This window comes from Xanthomonas sp. NCPPB 1128 (assembly GCF_001043115.1).
GTDB lineage: Bacteria > Pseudomonadota > Gammaproteobacteria > Xanthomonadales > Xanthomonadaceae > Xanthomonas_A.
On the sequence record NZ_LFME01000010.1, the window covers coordinates 52912 to 75309 of the forward strand.

The following is a 22398-nucleotide window of genomic DNA, read 5'->3' on the forward strand; positions in this document are numbered from 1 at the left end:
CGGCCGCACCATACGTAGCCGCATGGCCGACATCATTCCACCTCTGCCGGACACGCTCACGTTGCACTGCCGCAAGATTGCGACTCGCACGCCCACGGCGCGCATTGCACAATGATGGCATGAACATCGAATTGAACGGCAGACAATGCACGCTGGCGCCGGCCACCACGGTGGCTGCACTGCTGCAGGCCGAAGGACTGGGACAGCGGCGGGTGGCGGTCGAGGTCAACGGCGAGATCGTGCCGCGCGGCGCGCACGCCGAACACGAACTGCACGCCGGCGACCGGGTCGAGATCGTGCACGCACTGGGCGGCGGCTGAATCGCGCCGCCGCGCGCAGGTACGCGGACTCGGCAGGGCCGGTGCGATGGGCGATAATCCGCCGATGAACGCTCCCGCCCCCCACGATGCGCTGGTGATCGCCGGCAAACCCTACCGTTCGCGCCTGCTCACCGGCACCGGCAAGTTCGCCGATCTCGAACAGACCCGCCTGGCCACCGAGGCCGCCGCCGCGCAGATCGTCACCGTGGCGATCCGCCGCAGCAACATCGGCCAGAACCCGGGCGAGCCCAACCTGCTCGACGTGCTGCCGCCGGAGCAGTACACCATCCTGCCCAACACCGCCGGCTGCTACACCGCCGAGGACGCGGTACGCACCTGCCGGCTGGCGCGCGAACTGCTCGACGGCCACAACCTGACCAAGCTGGAAGTGCTGGGCGACCAGCGCACCCTGTTCCCGGACGTGGTGCAGACCCTCAAGGCCGCCGAAATCCTGGTCGCCGACGGCTTCGAGGTGATGGTCTATACCAGCGACGACCCGATCCTGGCCAAGCGCCTGGAAGAGATCGGCTGCGTGGCGGTGATGCCGCTGGCCGCGCCGATCGGCTCCGGCCTGGGCATCCAGAACCGCTACAACCTGCTGGAGATCATCGACAACGCCAAGGTGCCGATCATCGTCGACGCCGGCGTCGGCACCGCCTCGGACGCGGCGATCGCGATGGAGCTGGGCTGCGACGGCGTGCTGATGAATACCGCGATCGCCGGCGCGCGCAACCCCGTGCTGATGGCCAGCGCCATGCGCAAGGCGGTGGAGGCCGGCCGCGAGGCGTTCCTGGCCGGGCGCATCCCGCGCAAGCGCTACGCCAGCGCCTCCTCGCCGGTCGACGGACTGATCGGGTGAGGCCGCAGGCATGACCGATCCGTTCTCCAGCGCCGGCGCCAAGACCCCGCCGAAACCCTTCACCGTCGAGGAAGGCCACCGCCAGGTGCGCAGCTTCGTGCTGCGCCAGGGCCGCTTCACTCCGGCCCAGCAGCGCGCGTTCGATGCATTGTGGCCGCGCTTCGGTCTGGACTACAGCGGCCAGCCGCGCGACCTGGATGCCACCTTCGGCCGCAACGCGCCCAAGGTGCTGGAGATCGGCTTCGGCAACGGCGCGGCCCTGCGCCACGCTGCGCAGCACGACCCGGACCGCGACTACATCGGCATCGAGGTGCATGCGCCCGGCGTGGGCCGTCTGCTCAACGCGCTGGCCGAGGACGGCGCCGACCACGTGCGCCTGTACCACCACGACGCGGTGGAGGTGCTGCAGCACGAGATCGCCGACGGCAGCCTGGACGAGGTGCGCATCTACTTCCCCGACCCCTGGCACAAGAAGCGCCACAACAAGCGGCGCCTGCTGCAGCCGGCCTTCGCCGCGCTGCTGGTGCGCAAGCTGCGCGACGGCGGCCGCCTGCACTGCGCCACCGACTGGGCCGACTACGCCGAGCAGATGTGGGACGTGCTCGACGCCACCCCCGGCCTGGTCAACCGCGCCGGCCCGCGCGGCCACGTACCGCGCCCGGACTGGCGCCCGCAGACCCACTTCGAGACCCGCGGCCAGAACCTGGGGCATGGGGTGTGGGATTTGCTGTATGACAAGCCGGGATTGGGGATTGGGGATTAGGGATGAGGAGCGAATCTGCCACCATCCGCAGCAGATGCATCCACGGCACGCCATTGCGGCAGCCGGCCCCGATTGCCGCTGTCAGCTAATCCCCAATCCCCAATCCCCACTCCCGGCCGCCAATGGATACCGCGCTGACGCTGACCACCGATATGAAGCTCGTGCTCGGGCTGGTCGGCTTCACCATGGCGATGTTCGTGTTCGAGCGGATCCGCGCCGACGTGGTGGCGCTGGTGGTGCTGGTGGTGCTGGGGGTGACCGGCCTGATCGCGCCGGAGGAGTTGTTCAGCGGCTTCTCCGGCAACGCGGTGATGAGCATCATCGCCACCACCATCCTTGGCGCCGGGCTCGAGCGCACCGGCGCGTTGAACCGGCTGGCGTCGTGGCTGCTGCGCCGTGCGCGCGGGGTGGAGGAACGGCTGATGCTGCTGACCACCGCCATCGCCGGGCTCAATTCCTCGTTCATGCAGAACCCCTCGGTGATGGCGCTGTACCTGCCGGTGGCCTCGCGCCTGGCCGGGCGCACCGGGCTGACGCTGCAGCGGCTGCTGCTGCCGATCGCCGCGGCCATCGTGATGGGCGGCGCGCTGACCATGGTCGGCAACTCGCCGCTGATCCTGCTCAACGACCTGCTGCAGTCGGCCAACAACAACCTGCCTTCGGGCATGGCCACCATCGAGCCGCTGCGCATGTTCGCGCCGCTGCCGATCGGCGTGGCGCTGCTGCTGGCCTCGCTGATCTACTTCCGCGTGCGTGGCGACAAGGCGCTGGCCGAAGAAGAGCGGCTGATCAACGACGGCGTCACCCCGGCGCGCACCGAGAGCTACTTCGCCCGCACCTACGGCATTGAGGGCGACGTGTTCGAGTTGATCGTCAGCGCCGACAGCCCGCTGGTCGGCATGACCCTGGGCGAGGCCGAGACCGTGCACAACGCACCGCTATTGCTCGCCCTGAAGACCGGCAACGACACCCGCCTGGCGCCGCCGGCGGACATGCGCATCTGGGTCGGCAGCGTGCTCGGGGTGATGGGCGCGCGCCAGCAGGTGGCCGATTTCGCGCAGAACCAGTTCCTGCGCCTGTCCTCGCGCCTGCGCAACCTCGGCGACCTGTTCAATCCCAGCCGCGCCGGCATCTCCGAGGCGGTGATCCCGCCGACCTCGCGCTTCATCGGCAAGAGCGCGGCCGAACTGCGCCTGCGCAAGCAGGCCGGGATCAGCCTGCTGGCGATCAACCGCGACAAGCAGGTGATCCGCGAGGACGTGCGCAAGGTGCCGCTGCGCGCCGGCGACATGCTGGTGTTCCACAGCATCTGGCAGGACCTGGCGCAGGCCTCGGAAAGCCGCGATTTCGTGGTGGTCACCGACTACCCCAAGGGCGAGCACCGTCCGCACAAGTTCAAGATCGCGATGACGATCTTCGCCCTGACCATCCTGATCGCGCTCACCTCCAGGCTGCCGGTGGCGCTGACCCTGATGACCGGTGTGGCCGGCATGCTGCTGACCGGCGTGCTGCGCATGGACGAGGCCTACGCCTCGATCAACTGGAAGACCGTGTTCCTGATGGCCGGGCTGATCCCGCTGGGCTGGGCGATGGACAGCAGCGGCGCGGCGGCCTGGGTCGCCGGCCACACCATCGCGCGGCTGCCCGAGGGCATTCCGGTGTGGGCGCTGGAGATCGCACTGGGCTTGCTGACCACCGCGTTCTCGCTGGTGATCAGCCATGTCGGCGCGACCATCGTGATGGTGCCGATCGCGGTCAACCTGGCGCTGGCGGCCGGCGGCAACCCCACCGCATTCGCGCTGATCGTGGCGCTGTCGGCGTCCAACAACCTGATGACCGCCTCCAATCCGGTGATCTCGATGATCACCGGCCCGGCCAACTACCAGCCGCGCGAACTGTGGCGCGTCGGCGGCCCGCTGTCGCTGGTCTACACCCTGGTGGTGGTGCTGATGGTCAACCTGATGTCGATGAGCTGGTGGCACGCGCTGTAGCGCGCCGTCCCGCAAGCCTCTGCCTACGCGTTAGACCAGCACCACCTGCCCTGCCCGCACCTCCACCGACACCGCATGCAGGCTCTGGCCGCGGCACGGGCCGGACACGCACTCGCCGCCCTGCAGTTCGAACGCGGCACCGTGCGCGGCGCACACCACGTGGCCCTCGCGGCTCTTCAGGAACTGCCCGGGCGCCCAGTCCAGGCGCCGCCCGGCGTGCGGGCACACGTTCAACCACGCGCGCACGCTGTCGCCCTCCCGGTACAGCAGCAGCGACTCGGATTCGCCGCCGATCAGCGCCTCGGCCTCGGCCAGTTCGCCGGAAACGAGGTCGTGCAAGGACGCCAGCACGGCGGAAGATTCGGTCATGGCTTACGGGCACGCACGGCGATGGGGCCGCAATTCTGGCACGGACCCGCGTGGCCCGCGCCGGCGCGATGCTTCACTTCGTGAGGACATGCAAGCGGTTGAACGCAAAGTGTTAATTTTTCGCTTAACGAAGTTTTCACTCCGTCACATAAAACAGCGCCGATACTGCGCCCCTTCGGTTCAAACTGAAACAGAGTTCTGCCATGCGTGCTCGCCTCTTCAATTTCGACCAATTCCGGCACGTCTTCGCGCCGCGCAAGCCGCGCCACCCGCTGGTCAAGCTGGCGGTCGGCCTGCTCGGCCTGGCGATCCTCGCCGGGCTGGTGTTCGTCAGCGTGTTCGTCGGCGCGGCGATGATCCTGGGTGGCATCGCCATGAAGCTGCTGAGCCAGCGCGGCAAGCGCCCGGCCACCTCGCGCCGCCATGTCGTCAATGGCGAGTACCGCGTGGTGCGCAAGCCTGCCTTGCCGTTGTAAGGCTGGGAGTGGGGAGTCGGGATTGGGGATTCGCGAAGGCGGCATCCGCATCCCTGTTGGAATCGGGTTGAACCCGACGCGCTAGACTGCGGCATCCTCTTCTCGTTGGATGCACGCCCATGAAAGACCTGTTCGCCGCTGCCGAGGCTCCGCGCGTTCCCGTGCGCGGCCAGGGCCTGTTTCCAGTGCATCGCATCTACTGCGTGGGCCGCAACTTCGCCGACCATGCCCGCGAGATGGGCGCCAGTGCGCCGGCCTCGAAGGCCGAGCGCGGCCAGCCGACCTTCTTCATGAAGCCTGCCGATGCGCTGGTGATCGGCGACGAGGCCATCCCCTACCCGTCCGCGACCCAGGACCTGCACCACGAGGTGGAGCTGGTGGTGGCGCTGGGCCAGGACGCACCCGCTGGCGTGCTGCCGGTGGAAAGCGCCGAGTCGCTGATCCTGGCCTATGGCGTGGGCCTGGACCTGACCCGCCGCGACCTGCAGGCCGCGGCCAAGGCCAAGGGCCTGCCGTGGGACATCGCCAAGGGCTTCGACGCCTCCGCGCCGATCAGCGAGTTGATCCCGGCCGGCGAGGTCGGTGCGCTGGAGGCGTTGAACCTCTCGCTGGAAGTCAACGGCGAGGTGCGCCAGCAATCGCTGCTGGAGCAGATGATCTGGAACGTGCCGGAGATCCTGCACGAACTGTCCAAGCTGTTCGCGCTGCGCGCCGGCGACCTGGTGTTCATGGGCACGCCCGCCGGCGTGGCCGCGCTGCGCCCGGGCGACCGCTTCAGCGCGCGCCTGGAGAACGTGGCCGAGCGGCATGGCCGCATCGTCGGCTGAGGCGGCACACGACGGTCGCGCAGCGTGCGCGTGCCTGTGATCCGGACACCACGACAACTGCGCTAGGCTAGCGCCGCGGCGACAGGCCCGCACTGACAAGAAAGGAGTTCCGATGAGCATGATCCGCGAATTCAAGGAATTCGCCATGCGCGGCAACGTGCTGGACCTGGCGGTCGGCGTGGTGCTCGGCGCTGCGTTCGGCAAGATCGTCACCGCGCTGGTGGAGAAGATCATCATGCCGCCGATCGGATTGCTCGCGGGCGGCGTGGACTTCTCGCGCTGGGCATGGACGCTGAAAGCGGCCACGGTGGATGCCGCGGGCAAGCCGGTGCCGGCCGTGGTGATCGGCATCGGCGATTTCCTCAACACCATCATCCAGTTCGTGATCGTGGCCTTCGCCATCTTCATGCTGGTCAAGGCGATCAACCGCATCGCGCGCAAGGAACCGCCCGCGCCGAAGGCACCGACCGAGGAAGTGCTGTTGCTGCGCGAGATCCGCGATTCGCTCAAGCACGAGCCGCGCCCGGAGTGAGCGCAGCGGTACGCGCGGCCTGCACGCTGCAGGCCGCGCGGTGCAGCGCGGCGACGCACTGCTAAGCTGGCCGTTCCTGTGTTCACGGAATCCGCCATGCGCCGTCTCGCCCTCGTCATCGCTGCCGTCCTCGGCCTGTCCTCCACTGCTGCCATGGCGGCCGACGCCACGCGCATTCCAGAGGCAGCCCTGCGCGACGCCGCGACCTTGCGCGAACGGGCGCTGGCCGACGACACCGGCTGGAAGGTGGTGGAATCGCTGACCACCGAGATCGGCCCGCGCATGGCCGGCAGCGACGCCGATGCACGCGCGGTGGCCTGGGCCACCGCCAAATTCAAGTCGCTGGGTTTCGACAAGGTCTGGACCGAGCCGGTGACGTTCCCGAAGTGGGAGCGGCGCAGCGAACACGCGCAGGTGCTCGGCGCACACGCGCAACCACTGACCGTCACCGCGCTGGGCGGCAGCCCCGGCGGCACGGTCGAGGCCGAGGTGGTGCGCTTCGCCGACCTGGCCGCGTTGCAGGCGGCACCGGCCGACGCGCTGCGCGGCAAGATCGCCTTCGTCGATTACCAGATGCTGCGCACCCGCGACGGCAAGGACTACGGCAATGGCGGCGCGGTGCGCAGCAAGGGGCCATCGGAAGCGATCCGCAAGGGCGCCATCGGCTTCGTGATGCGTTCGGCCGGCACCGATTCGCACCGCGTGCCGCACACCGGCATCACCCGCTTCGACGAGGGACTGACGCCGGTGCCGGCAGCGGCACTGTCGGTGCCCGACGCCAACCAGCTGGCGCGCCTGCTCGCGCGCGGCCCGGTGCGCCTGCGGCTAGCGCTGGACTGCGGCTGGGACGGCACGGCGACCTCCTACAACGTGATCGGGCAGATCACCGGGCGCACGCTGCCCAACGAGGTGGTGCTGATCGGCGGGCACCTAGATTCGTGGGACCTGGGCACCGGCGCGATCGACGACGGTGCCGGCGTGGCCATCAGCATGGCCGCCGGGCATCTGATCGGCCAGCTCAAGCAGCCGCCCAAGCGCAGCATCCGCGTGGTCGCCTTCGCCAACGAGGAGCAGGGCCTGTACGGCGGCAAGGCCTACGCGCAGGCGCATGCCAAGGACGTGGCGCGGCACCAGATCGCCGCCGAGAGCGACTTCGGCGCCGGCCGCATCTACGCCTTCAACACCGGCTCCGGCGACGCCGCCGGCTCGCGCGAAGCGACCCGGCAGATCGCCGAGGCGCTGGCGCCGCTCGGCATCGCCTATGCGCCAGACGCGGGTGGCCCCGGCCCGGATGTCGGCCCGCTTGCCGCCAAGGGCGGCGCCTGGGCCTGGCTGGCGCAGGACGGCACGGATTACTTCGATTTGCATCACACCGCCGACGACACCCTGGACAAGATCGACCCGAAGGCGCTGGCGCAGAACGTCGCCGCATATGCGGTGTTCGCGTATCTGGCGGCGCAGGCCGACGGCAGTTTCGGCAGCCAGGCCAAGACAGTGGAACCGCCCAGGGAGTAAAGTGCACCGGACCTGCGCAGGACGCGCGCAGGGGCTTCCCTTCCGCAGCTGCGCCAGGACCTTTGATGGGCATACGGCAACGTCGCGCGGGCTCAGCGGTGACGTTGCTGGATGTGGCCCGCCATGCGGGCGTGTCGCCGATGACTGCTTCGCGCGTGATCAACCGCCACCCGCGCGTGAGCGCGACCATGCGCGAGCGCGTCGAGGCGTCGATCCAGGCGCTCGGCTACCGCCCCAACCTCGCCGGCCGCTCGCTGCGCACCGCAGGACTGGCGCGCCTCGGTGTGCTGTACAGCAATCCCAGCGCGGCCTACCTCAATCAGTTCATGCTCGGGGTGCTCGAGCAGAGCAGCCTGGAAGGCTGCCAGGTGCTGGTGGAGAAGAGCGAGGACAGCGACAGCCAGCGCGCCGCCACCGAACGCCTGCTCGAGGCCGGCGCCGATGGCCTGATCCTGCCGCCGCCGCTGTGCGATGCGCGGCAGACCATCGCCGAACTGGACGCGCGCGGCATTCCGCTGGTGGCGGTGGCCACCGGCGCACCGATGCCCGGGGTCAGCTCGGTGCGCATCGACGACTACCAGGCCGCGTGCGCGCTCACCCGGCACCTGCTCGACCTGGGCCACCGCGACATCGGCTTCGTCAGCGGCGATCCCGGCCACACACCCAGCGCGCTGCGCAGCCGCGCGTTCTTCGACACCATGGCCCAGGCCGGGCTGACGGTGGCGCCGGAGCGCGTGGCCGAAGGCATGTTCACCTATCGCTCCGGCCTGCTCGCGGCCACCGCGCTGCTGCAGGTCATGCCGCGGCCCAGCGCGATCCTGTGCAGCAACGACGACATGGCCGCGGCGGCGCTGGCGATCGCGCACGGGCTGCGCCTGCGCGTGCCGGAAGACCTGTCGATCGCCGGCTTCGACGACACGCCGGTGGCCACGACAATTTGGCCGGAGCTGACCACCATCCACCAGCCGGTCGCGGCGATGGGCGGGGCGGCGGTGACGCTGCTGCTCGGCGAGATCCGCCAGCGCCGCGATGGCCTGCCCAGCCACGGCACCCATCGGGTACTGGACTACACCCTGGTCACGCGCGCCTCCACCGCGCCGCCGCAGCGCTGACAGGCGGCGGCGCGCACGCCGCGGCTCAACCGCGCGTCTGCCGGACCACCTCGACCTGGGCCACGCCCAGCAGACCGGTCAACGGCACTGCGGCGCGACGCTGCTGTGGGTCTGCGACCAGATCCTGACCGCGCAACAGGTCCAGCAACCGTTCCGCCAGCGGCATCACCATGTGCCGGCCCCAGCAGCGCTCGGATGCATGGCCGAACGGCAGGTAGCCGGGCAACGCATCGGGATCCACACCGTCCCAGCGCTCGGGACGGAACGCCTCCGGCTCCTCCCACAACGCCGGATCGCGATGGCTGAGCAGCGGCAGCACCAGCACGTCGTCGGCCGCGCCGATGCGCGGGTCCAGCGCGCCGTATTCCGGCGAGGCGTTGCGCAGGATGTTCCAGGACGGCGGCAGCAGGCGCAGGGTTTCGTAGAGAAGATGGCGGTTGGAGACGCGCGCGTCGAACGGCGACCCCAGCCACAGCGCGTTGGCGACCAGGGTGGAAATGGTGAAGCACACCGGCGCGGCGGTGCGCCGGTACAGGCCCATCGCATCGCGGCGTTCGCGGTAGCTGCCGGCCGCGGACAACAGGGTGGCCAGCGTGGAGGCATCTTCGCCTGGGAGCAGCGGCGCGAGCGCACCGGCCGCGATCACCGCCCAGGTCAGGCGCGGCGTCAATTCGAGCGTGCGGTCCATGAGCAGGCGCAGTCGCCACGGGTCGCCGCCGAGCAGCAGGTCGCGCAGATAGACATGGCCGACGTGCGGCCACGGGCCGGACAGGTCGAGCGTCGCGGGCACCGGACGCTTCAGCGCCTCGCGCACGTCGCGGCCGATCGCCTGCATCAGCTTGGCGGCCTCGCTGCGCGCGATCGAACGGCCATGCAGCGGCTTGAAGGTCGGCCGTTCGTGTTCGGTGGCCGGCCGCGCCGCGAGCAGGCGCTCGCTCAGCGCGGCGCCGGCGACGCCGACCGTGTCGGCATCCAGGCGGAACGCCTCCTGCCCCACGTGCGTGCGCAGCAACGCCTGCAGACGCGGCGCGAACACCGTAGCGCGCGCATCGCGATCGACCATGATGGCGGACATCCCGACTCTCCTGAAGCATCGGCGCCCGGCGAAGCGCATCCGCCGGACACCGGCCGCACGGCACGCCGTGCGGCGACACACGCGGCGCTCAGTACCAGATGTACCAGGCGTACGACTTCAGCGGCTTCTTCGACGACAGCAGGTGCTTGATGGAGAACAGCAGCTTCATGAGCGACATCTCCGCAGGAGTGACGATGGCCCTTTCGGGAGGGGGACTGCGCGGTCTCGCTGGCGCGCATCGCGTGAGGCGCGATCGCATCGACAAGGCGCGCCTGCACGCTACGCCGCCGACAGGTGCGCCGCAAACCCGAAACCGGCCGACGCGCACACTATTGCGTAGCCAAATGCAGCCGGCTCTCCGCGCGTGACGCCGTGCTCAGCGCGCAGCGTGCTGGTGCGGATGCCGGCTGCGCCACGTCCCCAGCAACACCGCCGTGGCCGCGGCGACATTGAGGCTTTCCACCGCGCCGCTGCCGGGGATCGACAGGCGCAGGTCGCAGGCCTGCGCGAAGTCGCGGTCCATGCCGTCGCTCTCGGCGCCCATCACGTAGACCAGGCGCTGCGGCAAGGTGGTGGCGAACAGATCGTCGCCGCCGTCCACCAGCGTCGCCGCGAGGGCGAAGCCCGCACCACGCAATTGCGCTTGCGCCTGCATCGCAGGCGGCAGCCGCACCAGCGGCACCGCCTCGGCGCCGCCCTCTGCCACGCGCGCGGCAGCACCGGACAATGCCAATGCGGCCTGCTCCGGCAACAGGATCGCGCCCACGCCGAAGTGCGCCGCCGAGCGCAGGATCGCGCCGAAGTTGTGCGGGTTGCCCACGCCATCCAGCCACAGCGCCATCGCCGGTCCCGGCGCCAGCGTCTGCAGCCAGTCGGCCAAGGCCAGCGGCGCGACGCGCAGCACGTCGGCGACCACACCTTCGTGGTGGCTGCTGGAAGCGAGCTTGTGCAGATCGGCCTCGTCCACCACGCGGTAGCCGACGCGGTTCGCCACGCACCACTTGAGCAGCGGCTGCAGTGCCGGGATCCGCGCCTCGCTCAGGTACAGCTTGCGGATCGCCTCCGGCCGCCGCGCGTACACCGCGCGCACTGCGTTGAGGCCGTACAGGCGCAGTTCGTTGCGGCTACTGGCCGCCGTACCCTCACCCCCGGCCCCTCTCCCGGGGGGAGAGGGGGGATTCCCACCGCGCGGGCGGTTGCCCCAGGGCGAGGTCATCGGCGCACGCCCGTGGCGCAGGCGCGCCAGGCCGAAGCGGCGCAGCGGGGACGAAGGGCATGACGCATGGGACTCTCCTGGAAAACGCACGGACGCGCGCCAGGGGCGGCACGCTGCGGGCATTTTCGCTCATCCGCGCGGCGCCGGCTGCCCCAACGCGGTCGATCGCGGCGCCGGCACTTGTCTACGTCGCGCCACACGAAGCGCAAACCAGATCGCGGCGACGACCGAGAAACAGTTCACCCTCGCCCCCCACCATGCGGGATTCGCGGCGAGTCATGCGGAAATCCGACAAGCGCGCGATGCGCGTTGGGTCCATCGTCGCCGCTCCTTCGGCCACCACGCAGGCATTTATCGAGCAGGCACGCCCCGCACCACTCGCTTCGCAGACGGGAGGCAAGCCACGACCGACGGCGCCACAACGCGCCGTGCCGTCGCGCCGCACGGCCTCCCGAGAACGCATTCCGCATTCTCACGACAAGGCGAACTCCCATGCACTCCGACTTCCGTCCTTCTTTCCGGACCGCGCGCCACCGCGCCTGCGCCGCGCTGCTGCTGACGCTGGCCCTCTTCGGCCTCGGCGCCAGCGCACTGGCACAAACCGTCGCACCCGATGCGCGCCTGGCCCGGGCCGGCGCCCTGCGCACCGCGCACAAACCCGCCAACGTCCCCGACGACTACATCCAGACGCCTTTCGGCTACTTCGCGCCCGCCTGCGTGCGCCAGGTGCATCGCAACGAACGCATCCTCGGCGATGGCGGCGGCCTGCAGCGCGCCGACGGCGTGCGCGAACAGGCGCAGGCCTGCACCCAGGACAACTTCACGCCCAGCGGCATCCGGGTAAGGCCTGACGGGCGCGGCCTGGATGGCCGGCAGGCCCGCGGCAACGCCGCGCTGGTGGCCTCCAGCGCGCACCGCGCGGTGCCACCGCCGATCACCCACGACTGGGTGCAGTCGGCCATCGACGTGACCGGCAACAAGATGGGCCGCATCGTCGCCAGCTGGACGGTGCCGCAGAACCCGACCAACGTGGCGCACCAGACGGTGTACTTCTTCCCCGGCATGCAGAGCGACGATCCGACCATCCTGCAACCGGTGCTGGGCTACCGCGGCGACAGCAATACCTGGGATCTGAGCAGTTGGAACTGTTGCCAGGACGGTATGGTGTGGTACAGCGACTTCATCCCGGCCAAGGCCGGCGACCGGATCGTCGGCGACACCTATGCCACCTGCAACAACGGCAGCCCCTGCTCGAACTGGAACGTCGACACGCGCAACGTGACCAGCGGCCAGAGCGTGCGGCTCAGCACCACCTACGACATCAACTCCCGTACGCACCTGGTGGTGGGCGGCGCGCTGGAAGTGTACGCCGTGGACAGTTGCGACCAGTATCCGCCCGACCGACGCATCACCTTCAGCGCGATCGGCGTGTACGACTACCGCATGCAACGGGTGGCGTCGCCAGCGTGGGTGTCGTACAACGACAGCTCGGGCCTGGACGTGCAATGCAACTACGCGGTGGACACCACCGCCACCTCGGCCACCATTTCCTACTGAGGCCGTGCCTCCTGCGCGTCGCTCCGAACGAGCGACGCGCGGGTCAGACTGCCGGCCAGGTCCGCGCGAACAGCCGCAGGTCGCGCAGTTTCCCGTCGCGTACCGACACCTCGGAGCGTCTGCCGATCTCGGCGAAGTCGTTCTTCTGCAGCACCCGCGCCGAACCCGGATTGTCCGGCAACACCAGCGCCTCGACCCGCTGCAGGCGCAGCGCCGGCACCGCCCAGTCCAGGTACGCGGCGACGATACGGGTCATCCGTCCCTGGCCCCAATGCGTGCTGCCCAGCCAGTAGCCGAGTTCCGCACAGCCGGGTGACGGCACCGCCGCCGCATGCAGGCCGATCCCGCCACAGGCCTCGCCGCCGATCGCGATCGCCAGCACCGGATCGTTCAGGTCGATCACCTGCCCGCCCAGGAAGGCCTCGCCGTCGGCGCGGGTGTAGGGATGCGGGAAGCGCCGGCTCAGCCCGCGCGCCACCTGGGCATCGTCTGCGTGGCGGACCAGCGCGTCCAGGTCGTCGGTGCGCCAGCGGCGCAGCACGATGCCGTCCAGCCGCAGCTGCAGATCGCGCCAGGGGGCGGCAGCGGCGGTCTGGGACATCGGCGATTCCTGCGGCAAGGGAAGCGCAGCATAGCCGCCGGCCGCGGCCTGCGCGGCGGCGCGATCGTCTACGGCTGAGGGTTTTACCCGACAGACCAGCGAAAGCCAGCCCGGGTAGACTCCCGCGCCGCACCTCGCCCTTCCGTCCAAAGAGCCGTTCCCCGATGCCTTCCGACACCGCCGCCACGGCCCGCATCCCGATCTTCATGTACCACAACGTGGCCGAGGCGCCGCGCCACCTGCAGGTGTACCGCAGCCTGTACGTGAGCCCGGGCCGCTTCGCCCGGCAGATGCGCCTGCTGCAGCGGTTGGGCTACCGCGGCGTGTCCATGTCCGACGCCATGCCCTACCTGCGCGGCGAACGCCAGGGCAAGGTCGCGGTGGTCACCCTGGACGACGGCTACCTGGACAACCTGCAGGCGGCGCTGCCGGTGCTGCAGCAGTTGGGCTTCACCGCCACGGTGTACATGGTCAGCGGCTGCATCGGCCGCCACAACGTGTGGGATGCGCAGAAGCTCGGCATCGAGAAGCCGTTGATGAACCTCGCCGAGCTGCGCCAGTGGCGCGCCGGCGGCATGGAGATCGGCGCGCATACGCGCTCGCACCCGCACCTGACCGGCTGCAGCGACGCGGCCCTGCGCGAGGAGATCGGCGGCTGCAAGCGCGAGCTGGAGGACCTGCTGGGCGAGGCCGTCCCGCAGTTCTGCTACCCCTACGGCGATGTCGACGACCGCGTCGCCGACGTGGTGCGCGAAGCCGGCTACACCGCCGCCACCAGCACCCGCCGCGGCCGCGCGCTGGCCGGCTCGGACCCGATGCGCTACCCGCGCATCCAGGTCGCGCGTCATCACCTGCTGCCGCAATTCGCGCTGCGTGCGCTCACCGCCTACGAGGACCGCCGCGGATGAAATTCCTGTTCGTCGGCACCAATCCCGAGAATACCGGCGCGGCCACGCATTTCGTGGCGCTGGCGCAGGCGCTGGCCGGCGTCGGTCATCAGGTCGAGGTCATCGCCTGCGAGGGCGGCCTGATCGCCGACGAGCTGCGCCGCAGCGGCATCACCGTGCACGTCGGGCACTTCCGCAACGTGCTGGACCCGGACGGCTACCGGCCGCTGCTGCGCGTGGCGCGGCGCAGCCGGCCGGACTGGCTGGTCGGCAACTTCGGCAAGGAGTACTGGCCGCTGCTGCTGGCCGGGCGCGCGCTGGGCATCCCCGTCGCGCTGTTCCGCCACCGTACCCCGGCGATGAGCGCGCTGTCCGGCTATGCGATCCCGCGCCTGGCGGCGCGCTTCTTCGCGGTCTCGCACTACGCGCGGCAGGCCTACCTGGAATGCGGCGTGCCCGAGGCGCTGGTGCAGGTGCTGTACAACCCGGTGACCATGGAGCGGCTGCGCCCGGATCCGGAGCGCGGCCGCGCCATCCGCGCCGCACAGCAGTTGCCCGAGGACGCGATCGTGCTCGGCTACAGCGGGCGCATGCATGCCGGCAAGGGCATCTTTCCGTTGCTGGAAGCGGCTGGGGCGGCGATGGCGCAGGAGCCACGGCTGCACTGCCTGTGGCTGGGCGACGGCCCGGATGCGGCGCAGTTGCAGGCGCAGGCCGCGGCCCAGCCGCACGGCGAACGCCATCGCTTCGTCGGCTGGGTCAACGACACCACGCCGTACTACAACGCGATGTCGATGCTGGCATTCCCGTCGCTGGCGCCGGAAACCTTCGGCCGGGTCTCGGTGGAGGCGCAGGCAAGCGGCGTGCCGGTGCTGGCCAGCCACGTCGGCGGCACCGCCGAGACGCTGGACCCAGGCGTCAGCGGCGAACTGCTCACGCCCGGCGACGTGGACGGCTGGCGCGATGCGATCCTGCGCCTGTGCGACAGCGAACGGCGCCAGCGCATGGGCCAGGCCGGACGCGACTTCGTGCAGCGCCATTTCGGCGGCGCCGTGATCGCCGCGCAGTTCGTGCACCTGCTGCAGCAGCCGCGCTGCGCGCCGCAGGCGCTGGCGCCGTCGCGCACCGACCCGGCCTGAGCGCACCAGGGTGCGCGGCCTCGCTCAGGCGTGGCCGCCGACCGAGGGCGTCTGCGCCTCCAGTTGCTGCAGGCGCTGCTGCACCGCATCCGGCGAGCGCGTGTACGGCGCCAGCAACGCATAGAACGCCGGCACCACGAACAGCGACAGCAGCGTGGACACCGACACGCCGAAGATCACCACGATGCCGATGGTGGCGCGGCTGGCCGAACCCGGGCCGCCGGCGACCACCAGCGGGATCGCACCGACCACGGTGGCCAGCGAGGTCATCAGGATCGGCCGCAGGCGCACCGCCGAGGCTTCGACGATGGCCTCGCGCACGCTGCGCCCGGCATCGCGCAGCTGGTTGGCGAACTCCACGATCAGGATGCCGTTCTTGGCCGCCAGCCCGACCAGCATCACGATGCCGATCTGGCTGAACAGGTTGAGCGTGCCGCCGCTGATCGCCAGGCCGATCAGCGCGCCGAGCACGCCCAGCGGCACGGTCAGCATGATCACCAGCGGGTGGATGAAGCTCTCGAACTGCGCCGCCAGCACCAGGTACACCATCAGCAATGCCAGGGCGAAGGTCAGCAGCACCGCGCCGCCGGCCTTCTGGTACTCGCGCGATTCACCCTTCCAGTCGAGCTGCGCGTAGTCGGGCAGTTCCTCGCGCGCCACCTGCTGCGCCCAGGCGATCGCCTCGCCGAGCGGATAGCCCGGGGCCAGGCCGGCGTTGATGGTGATCGCACGCAGGCGGTTGAAGCGATGCAGATTGCCGGGCTCGGCGACTTCGCGCAGGCTCACCAGGTTGGACAGCGGGATCAGCTGGCCGCTGTCGGCGCGTACCCGGATCGCCGCCAGGTCGGCCGGATCGGCGCGGCCGTCGCGGCTGGCCTGCAGCATCACGTCGTACTCCTCGCCGTTGTCGACGAAGGTGGTGACCTGGCGCGAACCCATCAACGTCTCCAGCGCGCGGCCGATCTCGGTCACCGGCACGCCGAGGTCGGCTGCGCGCTGGCGGTCGATCTCCACGCGCATCTGCGGCCGGGTTTCCTTGTAGTCCGAGTCCGCCCCGACCAGTCCGGGGTTGTCGGCGATGCGCGCCAGCAGGCGGTCGCGCCATTGCGCGATCTCGGCGTAGTCGGGACCGCCGAGCACGATCTGGAACGGTTGCCCGCGGCTGTTGACCAGGCCGCCGCCGACCTGGGTGCGCGCGCGCACGCCGGGCAAGGCGCGCAACTCGTCCTGCAGCGTCGCGGCGACGTCGGCGGTGGCCAGGTCGCGCTCGCTCCAGTCGCGCAGGAACACGCTGACCCGGCCGGTGTGCATCTCCTCGCTGGCGCCGAAGCTGCCGGGCACGCGCGGATTGGCGCGCGCGATCGGCTGGCCATCGCCACGGTGGCGGTCGAGGATGGCCTCGACCTGGTGCATCTGCCCCACCGTGTAGTCGAAACCGGCGCCCTCCGGTGCATCGATCATCACCTGGAACGAGCCGCGGTCCTCGGCCGGCGCCAGTTCCGAGGGGATGATCCGCGCCAGCAGCGCGCTGGCCACCAGCGCCGCCAGCATCAGCGCGCCGAACAGCCAGGCGCGACCGACGTGGCGCTCGAGCACGTGCCGATAGCGCGCGCTCAGCCCCTGCAGCCGCGCCTCGACCCAGCCGTGCACGCGGTTGGGCTTCTCGCGCGCATGCGCCTTGAGCAGCTTGGACGACATCATCGGGGTCAGGGTCAGCGCGACGAAGGCGGAGATCGCCACCGCCGCGGCCAGCGCCACCGCCAGTTCGCGGAACAGGCGCCCGGTGTTGCCTTCGAGGAAGCCGACCGGCAGGAACACCGCCACCAGCACCGCGGTGGTGGCGATCACTGCGAAGGCGACCTGCGCGGTGCCGCGCCGCGCCGCCACCAGCGCCGGCTCGCCCAGGTCGACGCGGCGCTGGATGTTCTCCACCACCACGATCGCATCGTCCACCACCAGGCCGATGCACAGCACCAGGGCGAGCAGGGTCAGCAGGTTGATCGAGAAGCCGAACGCGTACAACGCGATGAACGCGGCCACCAGGCACACCGGCACGGTCACCGCAGGAATCAGCGCCGCGCGCACGCTGCCCAGAAACAGCCAGATCACCACCAGCACCAGCACCACCGCCTCGATCAAGGTGTGGTAGACGCGCTCTACCGAGGCATCGATGAACACGGTGGAGTCGAAGGCGACGAAGATCTGCGTGCCCTTGGGCAGGGTCTGCTGGATCTGCTGCGCGGCCGCGCGCGCGGCGCGGGCCACGTCCAGGCTGTTGGCGGTGGAGGTCTTGACGATGCCCAGGCCGACGTTGGGCACGCCGTTGCTGCGGAAGTAGGCGCGGCGCTCGGCCGAGGCCAGTTCCACCTTGGCTACGTCGCCCAGCCGCACCACGTAGCCGTCGCGGCCCTTGCCCAATGGGATGGCGGCGAAGTCTGCCGGCGTGCGGTAGTTGCGCTCCACGCGCAGGGTGAAGTCGCGGTCGGCCGATTCCAGGCGGCCGGCCGGCAGCTCCACGTTCTCGCGGGCCAGCGCATTCTCCACGTCGGTCACGGTGAGCTCGCGCGCGGCCAGTTGGTCGCGGTCCAGCCAGATGCGCATCGCATAGCGCTGGCGCCCGCCCAGGCGCACCTGGGCGACGCCGTCGATGCTGGACAGGCGATCCACCACGTAGCGTTCGGCGTAGTCGGACAGCTGCAGCGCGTCCATCGTGCTGGAGCTCATGTTGAGCCACAGGATGGCGTCGGCATCGGCCTCGACCTTGGCGATCTCCGGCGCATCGGCCTCGTCGGGCAGGCGGTCGAGTACGCGGCTGACCGCATCGCGCACATCGTTGGCGGCGGCCTCGATGTCGCGGGTGGCGCGGAACTCCAGGCTGATGTCGGCCACGCCGTTGGAACTGCGCGCCTGGATCGTCTCGATGCCTTCGATACCGGCCAGTGCGTCCTCCAGCACCTGGGTGATGCGGCTTTCCACCACTGCGGCCGAGGCGCCGGGATAGCGCACCTCCACCGACACGATCGGCGGATCGATCGCCGGCAGCTCGCGCAGGGTCAGCCGGCTGTACGCCATCACCCCCAACACCACCAGCAACAGGCTCATCACCGCGGCGAACACCGGCCGGGTGATCGAGACGTCGGACAGCTTCATCCGGCCAGGTCCGCCGCGGCGCTGCCGCTGCGCGCGCCACCGCCGTCAGCGGCGGCGGCATCGACCACCGTCACGCCCGGCCGCAGCTTGCCGGTGCCCTCGACCACGATGCGCTGGCCGGGCTGCAGGCCGTCGACGATCTCGACCAGGCCGTCGCGGCGCGCGCCGGTGCGCACGTCGGCGCGGGCCACGGCGGCGTCGGCGCCGACCCGGTACACGAACGCATCGCGCCCCACCTGCACCACCGCGATCTCCGGGATTACCAGCGCCTGCCGGGCAGGCCGGTACAGGCGCACGTCCATCAGCATGCCCGGGCGCAGCGCGCGGTCGGCGTTGTCGAACGCGGCGCGCACGGTGACCGCGCGGGTGGCACTGTCCACGCGCGCGTCCACGGTAGCGACCTTGCCTTCGAACGCGCGCCCCGGATAGGCCACGCTGCGGCCGCCGACGGCATCGCCCGCCTTGACCGTCGACAGCGCCGCCTCCGGCACCTGGAAATCCACGTAGACCTGGGCCACGTCGTCGAGCGTGGCGATGGTCGCGTCCGGCGTCAGCAGCGCGCCGGGGCTGACCTGGCGCAAGCCGAGCACGCCGGCGAACGGCGCACGCACGCTGCGGTCGCCGATCTCCGCACGCATCTGCAGCACCCGCGCCTGCGCGGCATCGCGCAGCGCGCGTTGCGTGTCCAGTTGCGCGCGCGACACCAGTTGCCGCCCGACCAGTTCGCTCTGCCGCCGGTACAGTTGCTCGGCCTCGGTGAACGTCGCTTCGGCCTCGCGCAGCGCCGCTTGCTGGCCTTGCCCGCGCAGCGTCACCAGCGGCGCGCCGGCCGCCACTTCCTGGCCACTTTCGAAATGCACGCGCTCCACGATCTCGCTGACCTTGGCGGTCAGCGTCACCGATTCGCGCGCCTTGACCGTGCCCAGCGACGACAGGCTGTCGTTCCAGTCGCGCGGCTGCACCGTCTGCAGCGTCACCGGAACCGCGGTGCTGGCGCTCGCCGGTACCGGCGGCTTGCCGCAGCCGGCAAGCACGATCGACGACAACAGGAGACACACCAGGCGGACGCCGGCGCGTGGTCGGTGCGGCATGGAGATCCCGGACGCGTGGAGTTCGACCCAGTCTAACGGCCCGGCGTGACGAGCGTTGACACACCGCGACCATGACCGACGACCCTTGCCGGCCAATGCATGCGCTGCGCGATGAGACGCAGCGCACGCGTGGCGCGGCGTGCGCCGCGCCCGTTCGGCACCTCAGCGTGGCGCGACGGCGAGGTGCTGCCGCTCGCGCAGCGCACTGCACAGGCGAATCGTTTCGGCGGTCTGCGCCAGGCCGCGATCGGCGCCGCTGAGCGTCTTCAGCCGCGGCGTGAAGAACGCCTCCAGCCGATCCGCTTCGGCGGCGTCGCAGCCACCGCTGGCGGCCAGCGCCGGCAAGCGACCGCCGTCGAAGGAGCCGGAGCGCGCCACGATGCGTTCGAAGTGAGCGGTGTACCACGGCCACATCGAGGCATGCGTGGCGGGCTCGGCGTGTCCACCCATCAGCAGGCTGTTCATCTCGCCGACCTTGATCGCATCGGTCAGGGCGAAATCGCGCACCTTCTGCAACTGCTGCGGATCGCGCACGGCGCCGAGCGCTTCGATCATCGCGTTGCGCTGGGCCGGTTCGCCGTGACCGCGCAAGGCGGCGATCAACGCGTCCACCGCCGGCGCGCCGCGCGCCTGCACCGCCACCGTCAATGCCGCGCCGAGCAGATCGGGGTTGGCGGCGGCGAACTCCAGCGCGCCGCCCTTGCCGGCCAGCACCGCATCGCCCTGGGCCAGCAGCGCCTGCCGCACCGCCGGTACGCCCATGGTGACCCCGAGCAGTTCGGCCAGGTTGGAGCGCAGCGCCACGTCGTCGTCGCTGTCGCCGGCCCGGCGCTGGTAGCCCAGTGCCTGCAGGCGCGCGCCGAACGCGGCTTCGGTCGCCAAGCGCAGCGCATCCCGTTGTGCCTCGTCGCGCGCCAGCACCCGCCAGATCCAGGCGATGCGGTCGTTCATCGCGGTGGTCACCGCGGTGGCCTTGGCCGCCGCCAGCTGCTGCATCGCCGCGATCACGTCGGCGGTGTCGGCATCGCCGGTGCGGAACGCGCTGTCGATGGCATCGGCATAGGCCAGCTTCTCGGCGTCGTCCAGCGCATCGAGATGGCGGCCGAGCGCGGCCAGTTGCGGCTTGGGCAGGGCGAAGCGGTAGTAGCCGGTGCCGCCGGCGTTGGGCATCACCCAGCTGTCGGCATCGGCGCCGGCCAGCACGAGGCGGCCGTCGCTGGCGGACAGCATCTGGCAGGCGCGGCGCGCGCCCTGGCGCGTGCCGTACTTGACGCACACCGGCACGCCCCAGGTCTGCGCGGCACTGCCGCGCGAGCCCAGCGGCAGGAAGCGCTGCTGGTGCAGCTGCAGCACCGCAGCGCCCGTCTCCGGCTGCAAACGCGCTTGCAGGTAGGGCACGCCCGGCTGATCGAGGAAGCTGCGGAACGCGGCCTTGAAGTCGGCGCCCTTGCCGGCCGCGGCGGCGATGGCGTCGACCAGGTCGTCGGCAGTGGCGTTGCCGAAGCGGTGCGTGCGGATGTAGCGGCGCATGCCGCTGCGGAAGGTGTCCTCGCCGACGAACTGCTCGAACATGCCCAGCACCGCGGCGCCCTTGCGGTAGGTGATGCTGTCGAAGGCGGTCTCGATGTCGCCGTTGCCGGTGATCGGCTGGCGGATCTTGCGCGCGCTGACCAGGCTGTCGTTGTTCATCGCATCCTGCGCGGCACTGATGCGGTCCAGGTCGGCGCGGTACTGCGGACGCAGGCGCATGGTGATCTTCTGCTGCATCCACGTGGCGAAGGCCTCGTTGAGCCACAGGTCGTTCCACCAGGCCATGGTCACCGTATCGCCGGTCCACTGGTGCGCCAGTTCGTGCGCGGTGACGTTGAACGAGCCCTCGACGTTGTGCCGCGGCGAATCGTCGTCCAGCAGCAACAGCCAGTCGCGGAAGGTGACGAAGCCGGGGTTCTCCATCGCGCCGGCGGAGAAGTCCGGCGCGGCCACCAGGTCCAGCTTGTCGAACGGATAGCCGAAGTCGTAATAGTCCTCCAGCGCGGCGATGATCTCCGGTGTCTGCTGCAACGCGCGCTGGATGCGCGGCCCCTGCCCGCGCGCGGCCACGCCGCGCAGCGGGATCGATTGCGGGCGCTGCGGCGTGGCCGGCAATGCCGGCCCGTCGACCACGTCCCACGGCCCGACCGCGTACGCCACCAGGTAGGTCGGCAGCGGCACGGTCTCGGCGAAGCGCACGGTCTTCCAGCCCTTGCCGGCCGGCTGGGTGGACTCGGCGCGGGTATTGGCCAGTGCCTGCTCGCCCTCGGGCACGGTCAGGCGCAGCGCGAACGGCGTCTTCAGCGCCGGCTCGTCGAAGCCGGGGAAGGCGTAGCGCGCGCTGATCGGCTCCATCTGCGTCAGGGCGTAGGCATGCCCCTGCGCCTTGACCTGGTACAGACCCTGCAACTGCTGGTTGAACGGTGCGCTGTAGACGATGGTGAGGGTCAGCTCCTGCGGCTGCAGCGTTCGCCCGAAGGCGATGCGGGCCACGCCGGCCTGCGCGTCGGCTTGGGTGTAGCGCACCGGGAACGACGCACCATCGGCGGTGTGCAGCGTGGCCTTGCTCACCCGCAACTCCTTGCCGTGCAGCCACAGATGGTCGGAGGCGCGCTCCAGGCGCACGCGCAGGGTGGCGGTGCCGTCGAAGTCGGTGCGCTCCGGATCGATCTTCAGGTCCAGCGCATAGTGTTCGGGCACCGCCCAATCCGGCAGGCGTCCGGTCGGCACCGCATCGGGGGCCTGCGCGCAGGCCGCGCCGCAGCACAGCGCGAGGACGGAGAACAGCACGCGACGGGACAGAGCTGGCATGGACGGGCCTTCGCCGATGAGGAGGGCGACGACTTAAGCATGCGCGGCCGCGGCTGTCACGTGATGACGGCCAGTGA

At 70.6% G+C, this 22398-nt stretch carries 20 protein-coding genes; 12 read left to right on the top strand and 8 right to left on the bottom strand.

Going from position 1 to position 22398, the window contains the following annotated elements:
- The first annotated feature begins 119 nt into the window (after window positions 1–119).
- From thiS to ACP93_RS08890, 4 genes are all read left to right on the top strand, one after another.
- Window positions 120–320: a sulfur carrier protein ThiS gene (thiS, locus tag ACP93_RS08875; RefSeq protein ID WP_017914741.1), complete on the top strand. Its 201-nt coding sequence runs from the start codon at window positions 120–122 to the stop codon at window positions 318–320.
- A 64-nt stretch (window positions 321–384) separates the two neighbouring features.
- Complete coding sequence (locus ACP93_RS08880; protein ID WP_017910410.1) at window positions 385–1179, top strand: thiazole synthase; 795 nt, start codon at window positions 385–387, stop codon at window positions 1177–1179.
- 10 nt (window positions 1180–1189) lie between these two features.
- Window positions 1190–1942 (top strand): tRNA (guanosine(46)-N7)-methyltransferase TrmB, encoded by a 753-nt coding sequence (gene trmB, locus ACP93_RS08885; RefSeq protein ID WP_048490336.1) that lies wholly within the window; start codon window positions 1190–1192, stop codon window positions 1940–1942.
- A gap of 122 nt (window positions 1943–2064) precedes the next feature.
- Window positions 2065–3933, top strand: a complete 1869-nt coding sequence (locus ACP93_RS08890) for an SLC13 family permease (RefSeq protein ID WP_048490337.1) — start codon at window positions 2065–2067, stop codon at window positions 3931–3933.
- A gap of 30 nt (window positions 3934–3963) precedes the next feature.
- On the opposite strand, the gene ACP93_RS08895 is transcribed toward ACP93_RS08890, so the two are convergent.
- Window positions 3964–4302 carry a Rieske (2Fe-2S) protein gene (locus tag ACP93_RS08895; protein ID WP_048490338.1) on the bottom strand — a complete coding sequence of 113 codons (339 nt, stop codon included), beginning with the start codon at window positions 4300–4302 and terminating at the stop codon, window positions 3964–3966.
- Window positions 4303–4505: 203 nt separating this feature from the next.
- Between ACP93_RS08895 and ACP93_RS08900 the strand changes: the two genes are divergently transcribed.
- From ACP93_RS08900 to ACP93_RS08920, 5 genes are all read left to right on the top strand, one after another.
- Window positions 4506–4778, top strand: coding sequence for a hypothetical protein (locus ACP93_RS08900; protein WP_048490339.1), 273 nt, complete (start codon window positions 4506–4508; stop codon window positions 4776–4778).
- A 119-nt stretch (window positions 4779–4897) separates the two neighbouring features.
- Entirely contained in the window at window positions 4898–5605 is a 708-nt protein-coding gene (locus tag ACP93_RS08905) for a fumarylacetoacetate hydrolase family protein (protein ID WP_048490340.1), read from the top strand.
- 112 nt (window positions 5606–5717) lie between these two features.
- Complete coding sequence (mscL, locus tag ACP93_RS08910) at window positions 5718–6137, top strand: large-conductance mechanosensitive channel protein MscL (RefSeq protein WP_048490341.1); 420 nt, start codon at window positions 5718–5720, stop codon at window positions 6135–6137.
- 96 nt (window positions 6138–6233) lie between these two features.
- Window positions 6234–7652: a M28 family peptidase gene (locus tag ACP93_RS08915; RefSeq protein WP_048490342.1), complete on the top strand. Its 1419-nt coding sequence runs from the start codon at window positions 6234–6236 to the stop codon at window positions 7650–7652.
- 62 nt (window positions 7653–7714) lie between these two features.
- A complete protein-coding gene (locus ACP93_RS08920; protein WP_106407080.1) occupies window positions 7715–8764 on the top strand; it encodes a LacI family DNA-binding transcriptional regulator in 1050 nt (349 codons plus the stop codon).
- A gap of 25 nt (window positions 8765–8789) precedes the next feature.
- On the opposite strand, the gene ACP93_RS08925 is transcribed toward ACP93_RS08920, so the two are convergent.
- The 3 genes from ACP93_RS08925 to ACP93_RS08935 form a co-directional block, all read right to left on the bottom strand.
- Window positions 8790–9839 carry a cytochrome P450 gene (locus ACP93_RS08925; RefSeq protein ID WP_048490343.1) on the bottom strand — a complete coding sequence of 350 codons (1050 nt, stop codon included), beginning with the start codon at window positions 9837–9839 and terminating at the stop codon, window positions 8790–8792.
- An 88-nt stretch (window positions 9840–9927) separates the two neighbouring features.
- Complete coding sequence (locus tag ACP93_RS22265) at window positions 9928–10017, bottom strand: tryptorubin family RiPP precursor (protein ID WP_017911958.1); 90 nt, start codon at window positions 10015–10017, stop codon at window positions 9928–9930.
- A gap of 198 nt (window positions 10018–10215) precedes the next feature.
- Window positions 10216–11055 (bottom strand): TrmH family RNA methyltransferase, encoded by an 840-nt coding sequence (locus tag ACP93_RS08935; protein ID WP_082143406.1) that lies wholly within the window; start codon window positions 11053–11055, stop codon window positions 10216–10218.
- A 492-nt stretch (window positions 11056–11547) separates the two neighbouring features.
- Here ACP93_RS08935 and ACP93_RS08940 point away from each other — a divergent pair, with 492 nt between their 5' ends.
- Complete coding sequence (locus ACP93_RS08940) at window positions 11548–12612, top strand: hypothetical protein (RefSeq protein WP_048490344.1); 1065 nt, start codon at window positions 11548–11550, stop codon at window positions 12610–12612.
- Window positions 12613–12655: 43 nt separating this feature from the next.
- Here the strand turns inward: ACP93_RS08940 and ACP93_RS08945 are convergent, their stop codons facing one another.
- A complete protein-coding gene (locus tag ACP93_RS08945; RefSeq protein ID WP_048490383.1) occupies window positions 12656–13213 on the bottom strand; it encodes a GNAT family N-acetyltransferase in 558 nt (185 codons plus the stop codon).
- Between the two features lie 164 nt (window positions 13214–13377).
- Between ACP93_RS08945 and ACP93_RS08950 the strand changes: the two genes are divergently transcribed.
- Complete coding sequence (locus tag ACP93_RS08950) at window positions 13378–14121, top strand: polysaccharide deacetylase family protein (RefSeq protein ID WP_048490345.1); 744 nt, start codon at window positions 13378–13380, stop codon at window positions 14119–14121.
- The gene (locus ACP93_RS08955) at window positions 14118–15239 is read left to right on the top strand and encodes a glycosyltransferase family 4 protein (protein ID WP_048490346.1); all 1122 of its coding nucleotides are present in this window, start codon (window positions 14118–14120) and stop codon (window positions 15237–15239) included. Before ACP93_RS08950 ends, ACP93_RS08955 begins: the two co-directional genes overlap by 4 nt.
- Before the next feature lie 24 nt (window positions 15240–15263).
- Here ACP93_RS08955 and ACP93_RS08960 read toward each other — a convergent pair whose 3' ends face one another.
- The 3 genes from ACP93_RS08960 to ACP93_RS08970 form a co-directional block, all read right to left on the bottom strand.
- A complete protein-coding gene (locus tag ACP93_RS08960; RefSeq protein WP_048490347.1) occupies window positions 15264–18389 on the bottom strand; it encodes an efflux RND transporter permease subunit in 3126 nt (1041 codons plus the stop codon).
- The gene (locus tag ACP93_RS08965) at window positions 18386–19480 is read right to left on the bottom strand and encodes an efflux RND transporter periplasmic adaptor subunit (RefSeq protein WP_048490348.1); all 1095 of its coding nucleotides are present in this window, start codon (window positions 19478–19480) and stop codon (window positions 18386–18388) included. The genes ACP93_RS08960 and ACP93_RS08965 overlap by 4 nt, the downstream gene beginning before the upstream one ends.
- A 162-nt stretch (window positions 19481–19642) precedes the next feature.
- On the bottom strand, window positions 19643–22321 hold the full coding sequence (locus ACP93_RS08970) for a M1 family metallopeptidase (RefSeq protein ID WP_048490349.1): 2679 nt from the start codon (window positions 22319–22321) through the stop codon (window positions 19643–19645).
- Window positions 22322–22398 lie beyond the last annotated feature (77 nt).

Excerpts from the sequence above, each read along its gene's own strand:
- ACP93_RS22265 (WP_017911958.1), bottom strand. The coding sequence starts at position 10,017 with ATGTCGCTCATGAAGCTGCTGTTCTCCATCAAGCACCTGCTGTCGTCG.
- ACP93_RS08890 (WP_048490337.1), top strand. The coding sequence starts at position 2,065 with ATGGATACCGCGCTGACGCTGACCACCGATATGAAGCTCGTGCTCGGG.
- ACP93_RS08965 (WP_048490348.1), bottom strand. The coding sequence starts at position 19,480 with ATGCCGCACCGACCACGCGCCGGCGTCCGCCTGGTGTGTCTCCTGTTG.
- thiS (WP_017914741.1), top strand. The coding sequence starts at position 120 with ATGAACATCGAATTGAACGGCAGACAATGCACGCTGGCGCCGGCCACC.
- ACP93_RS08935 (WP_082143406.1), bottom strand. The coding sequence starts at position 11,055 with ATGACCTCGCCCTGGGGCAACCGCCCGCGCGGTGGGAATCCCCCCTCT.
- ACP93_RS08955 (WP_048490346.1), top strand. The coding sequence starts at position 14,118 with ATGAAATTCCTGTTCGTCGGCACCAATCCCGAGAATACCGGCGCGGCC.
- ACP93_RS08940 (WP_048490344.1), top strand. The coding sequence starts at position 11,548 with ATGCACTCCGACTTCCGTCCTTCTTTCCGGACCGCGCGCCACCGCGCC.
- ACP93_RS08915 (WP_048490342.1), top strand. The coding sequence starts at position 6,234 with ATGCGCCGTCTCGCCCTCGTCATCGCTGCCGTCCTCGGCCTGTCCTCC.
- ACP93_RS08960 (WP_048490347.1), bottom strand. The coding sequence starts at position 18,389 with ATGAAGCTGTCCGACGTCTCGATCACCCGGCCGGTGTTCGCCGCGGTG.
- ACP93_RS08895 (WP_048490338.1), bottom strand. The coding sequence starts at position 4,302 with ATGACCGAATCTTCCGCCGTGCTGGCGTCCTTGCACGACCTCGTTTCC.
- ACP93_RS08905 (WP_048490340.1), top strand. The coding sequence starts at position 4,898 with ATGAAAGACCTGTTCGCCGCTGCCGAGGCTCCGCGCGTTCCCGTGCGC.
- ACP93_RS08900 (WP_048490339.1), top strand. The coding sequence starts at position 4,506 with ATGCGTGCTCGCCTCTTCAATTTCGACCAATTCCGGCACGTCTTCGCG.
- ACP93_RS08925 (WP_048490343.1), bottom strand. The coding sequence starts at position 9,839 with ATGTCCGCCATCATGGTCGATCGCGATGCGCGCGCTACGGTGTTCGCG.
- ACP93_RS08880 (WP_017910410.1), top strand. The coding sequence starts at position 385 with ATGAACGCTCCCGCCCCCCACGATGCGCTGGTGATCGCCGGCAAACCC.
- ACP93_RS08970 (WP_048490349.1), bottom strand. The coding sequence starts at position 22,321 with ATGCCAGCTCTGTCCCGTCGCGTGCTGTTCTCCGTCCTCGCGCTGTGC.
- trmB (WP_048490336.1), top strand. The coding sequence starts at position 1,190 with ATGACCGATCCGTTCTCCAGCGCCGGCGCCAAGACCCCGCCGAAACCC.
- mscL (WP_048490341.1), top strand. The coding sequence starts at position 5,718 with ATGAGCATGATCCGCGAATTCAAGGAATTCGCCATGCGCGGCAACGTG.
- ACP93_RS08950 (WP_048490345.1), top strand. The coding sequence starts at position 13,378 with ATGCCTTCCGACACCGCCGCCACGGCCCGCATCCCGATCTTCATGTAC.
- ACP93_RS08945 (WP_048490383.1), bottom strand. The coding sequence starts at position 13,213 with ATGTCCCAGACCGCCGCTGCCGCCCCCTGGCGCGATCTGCAGCTGCGG.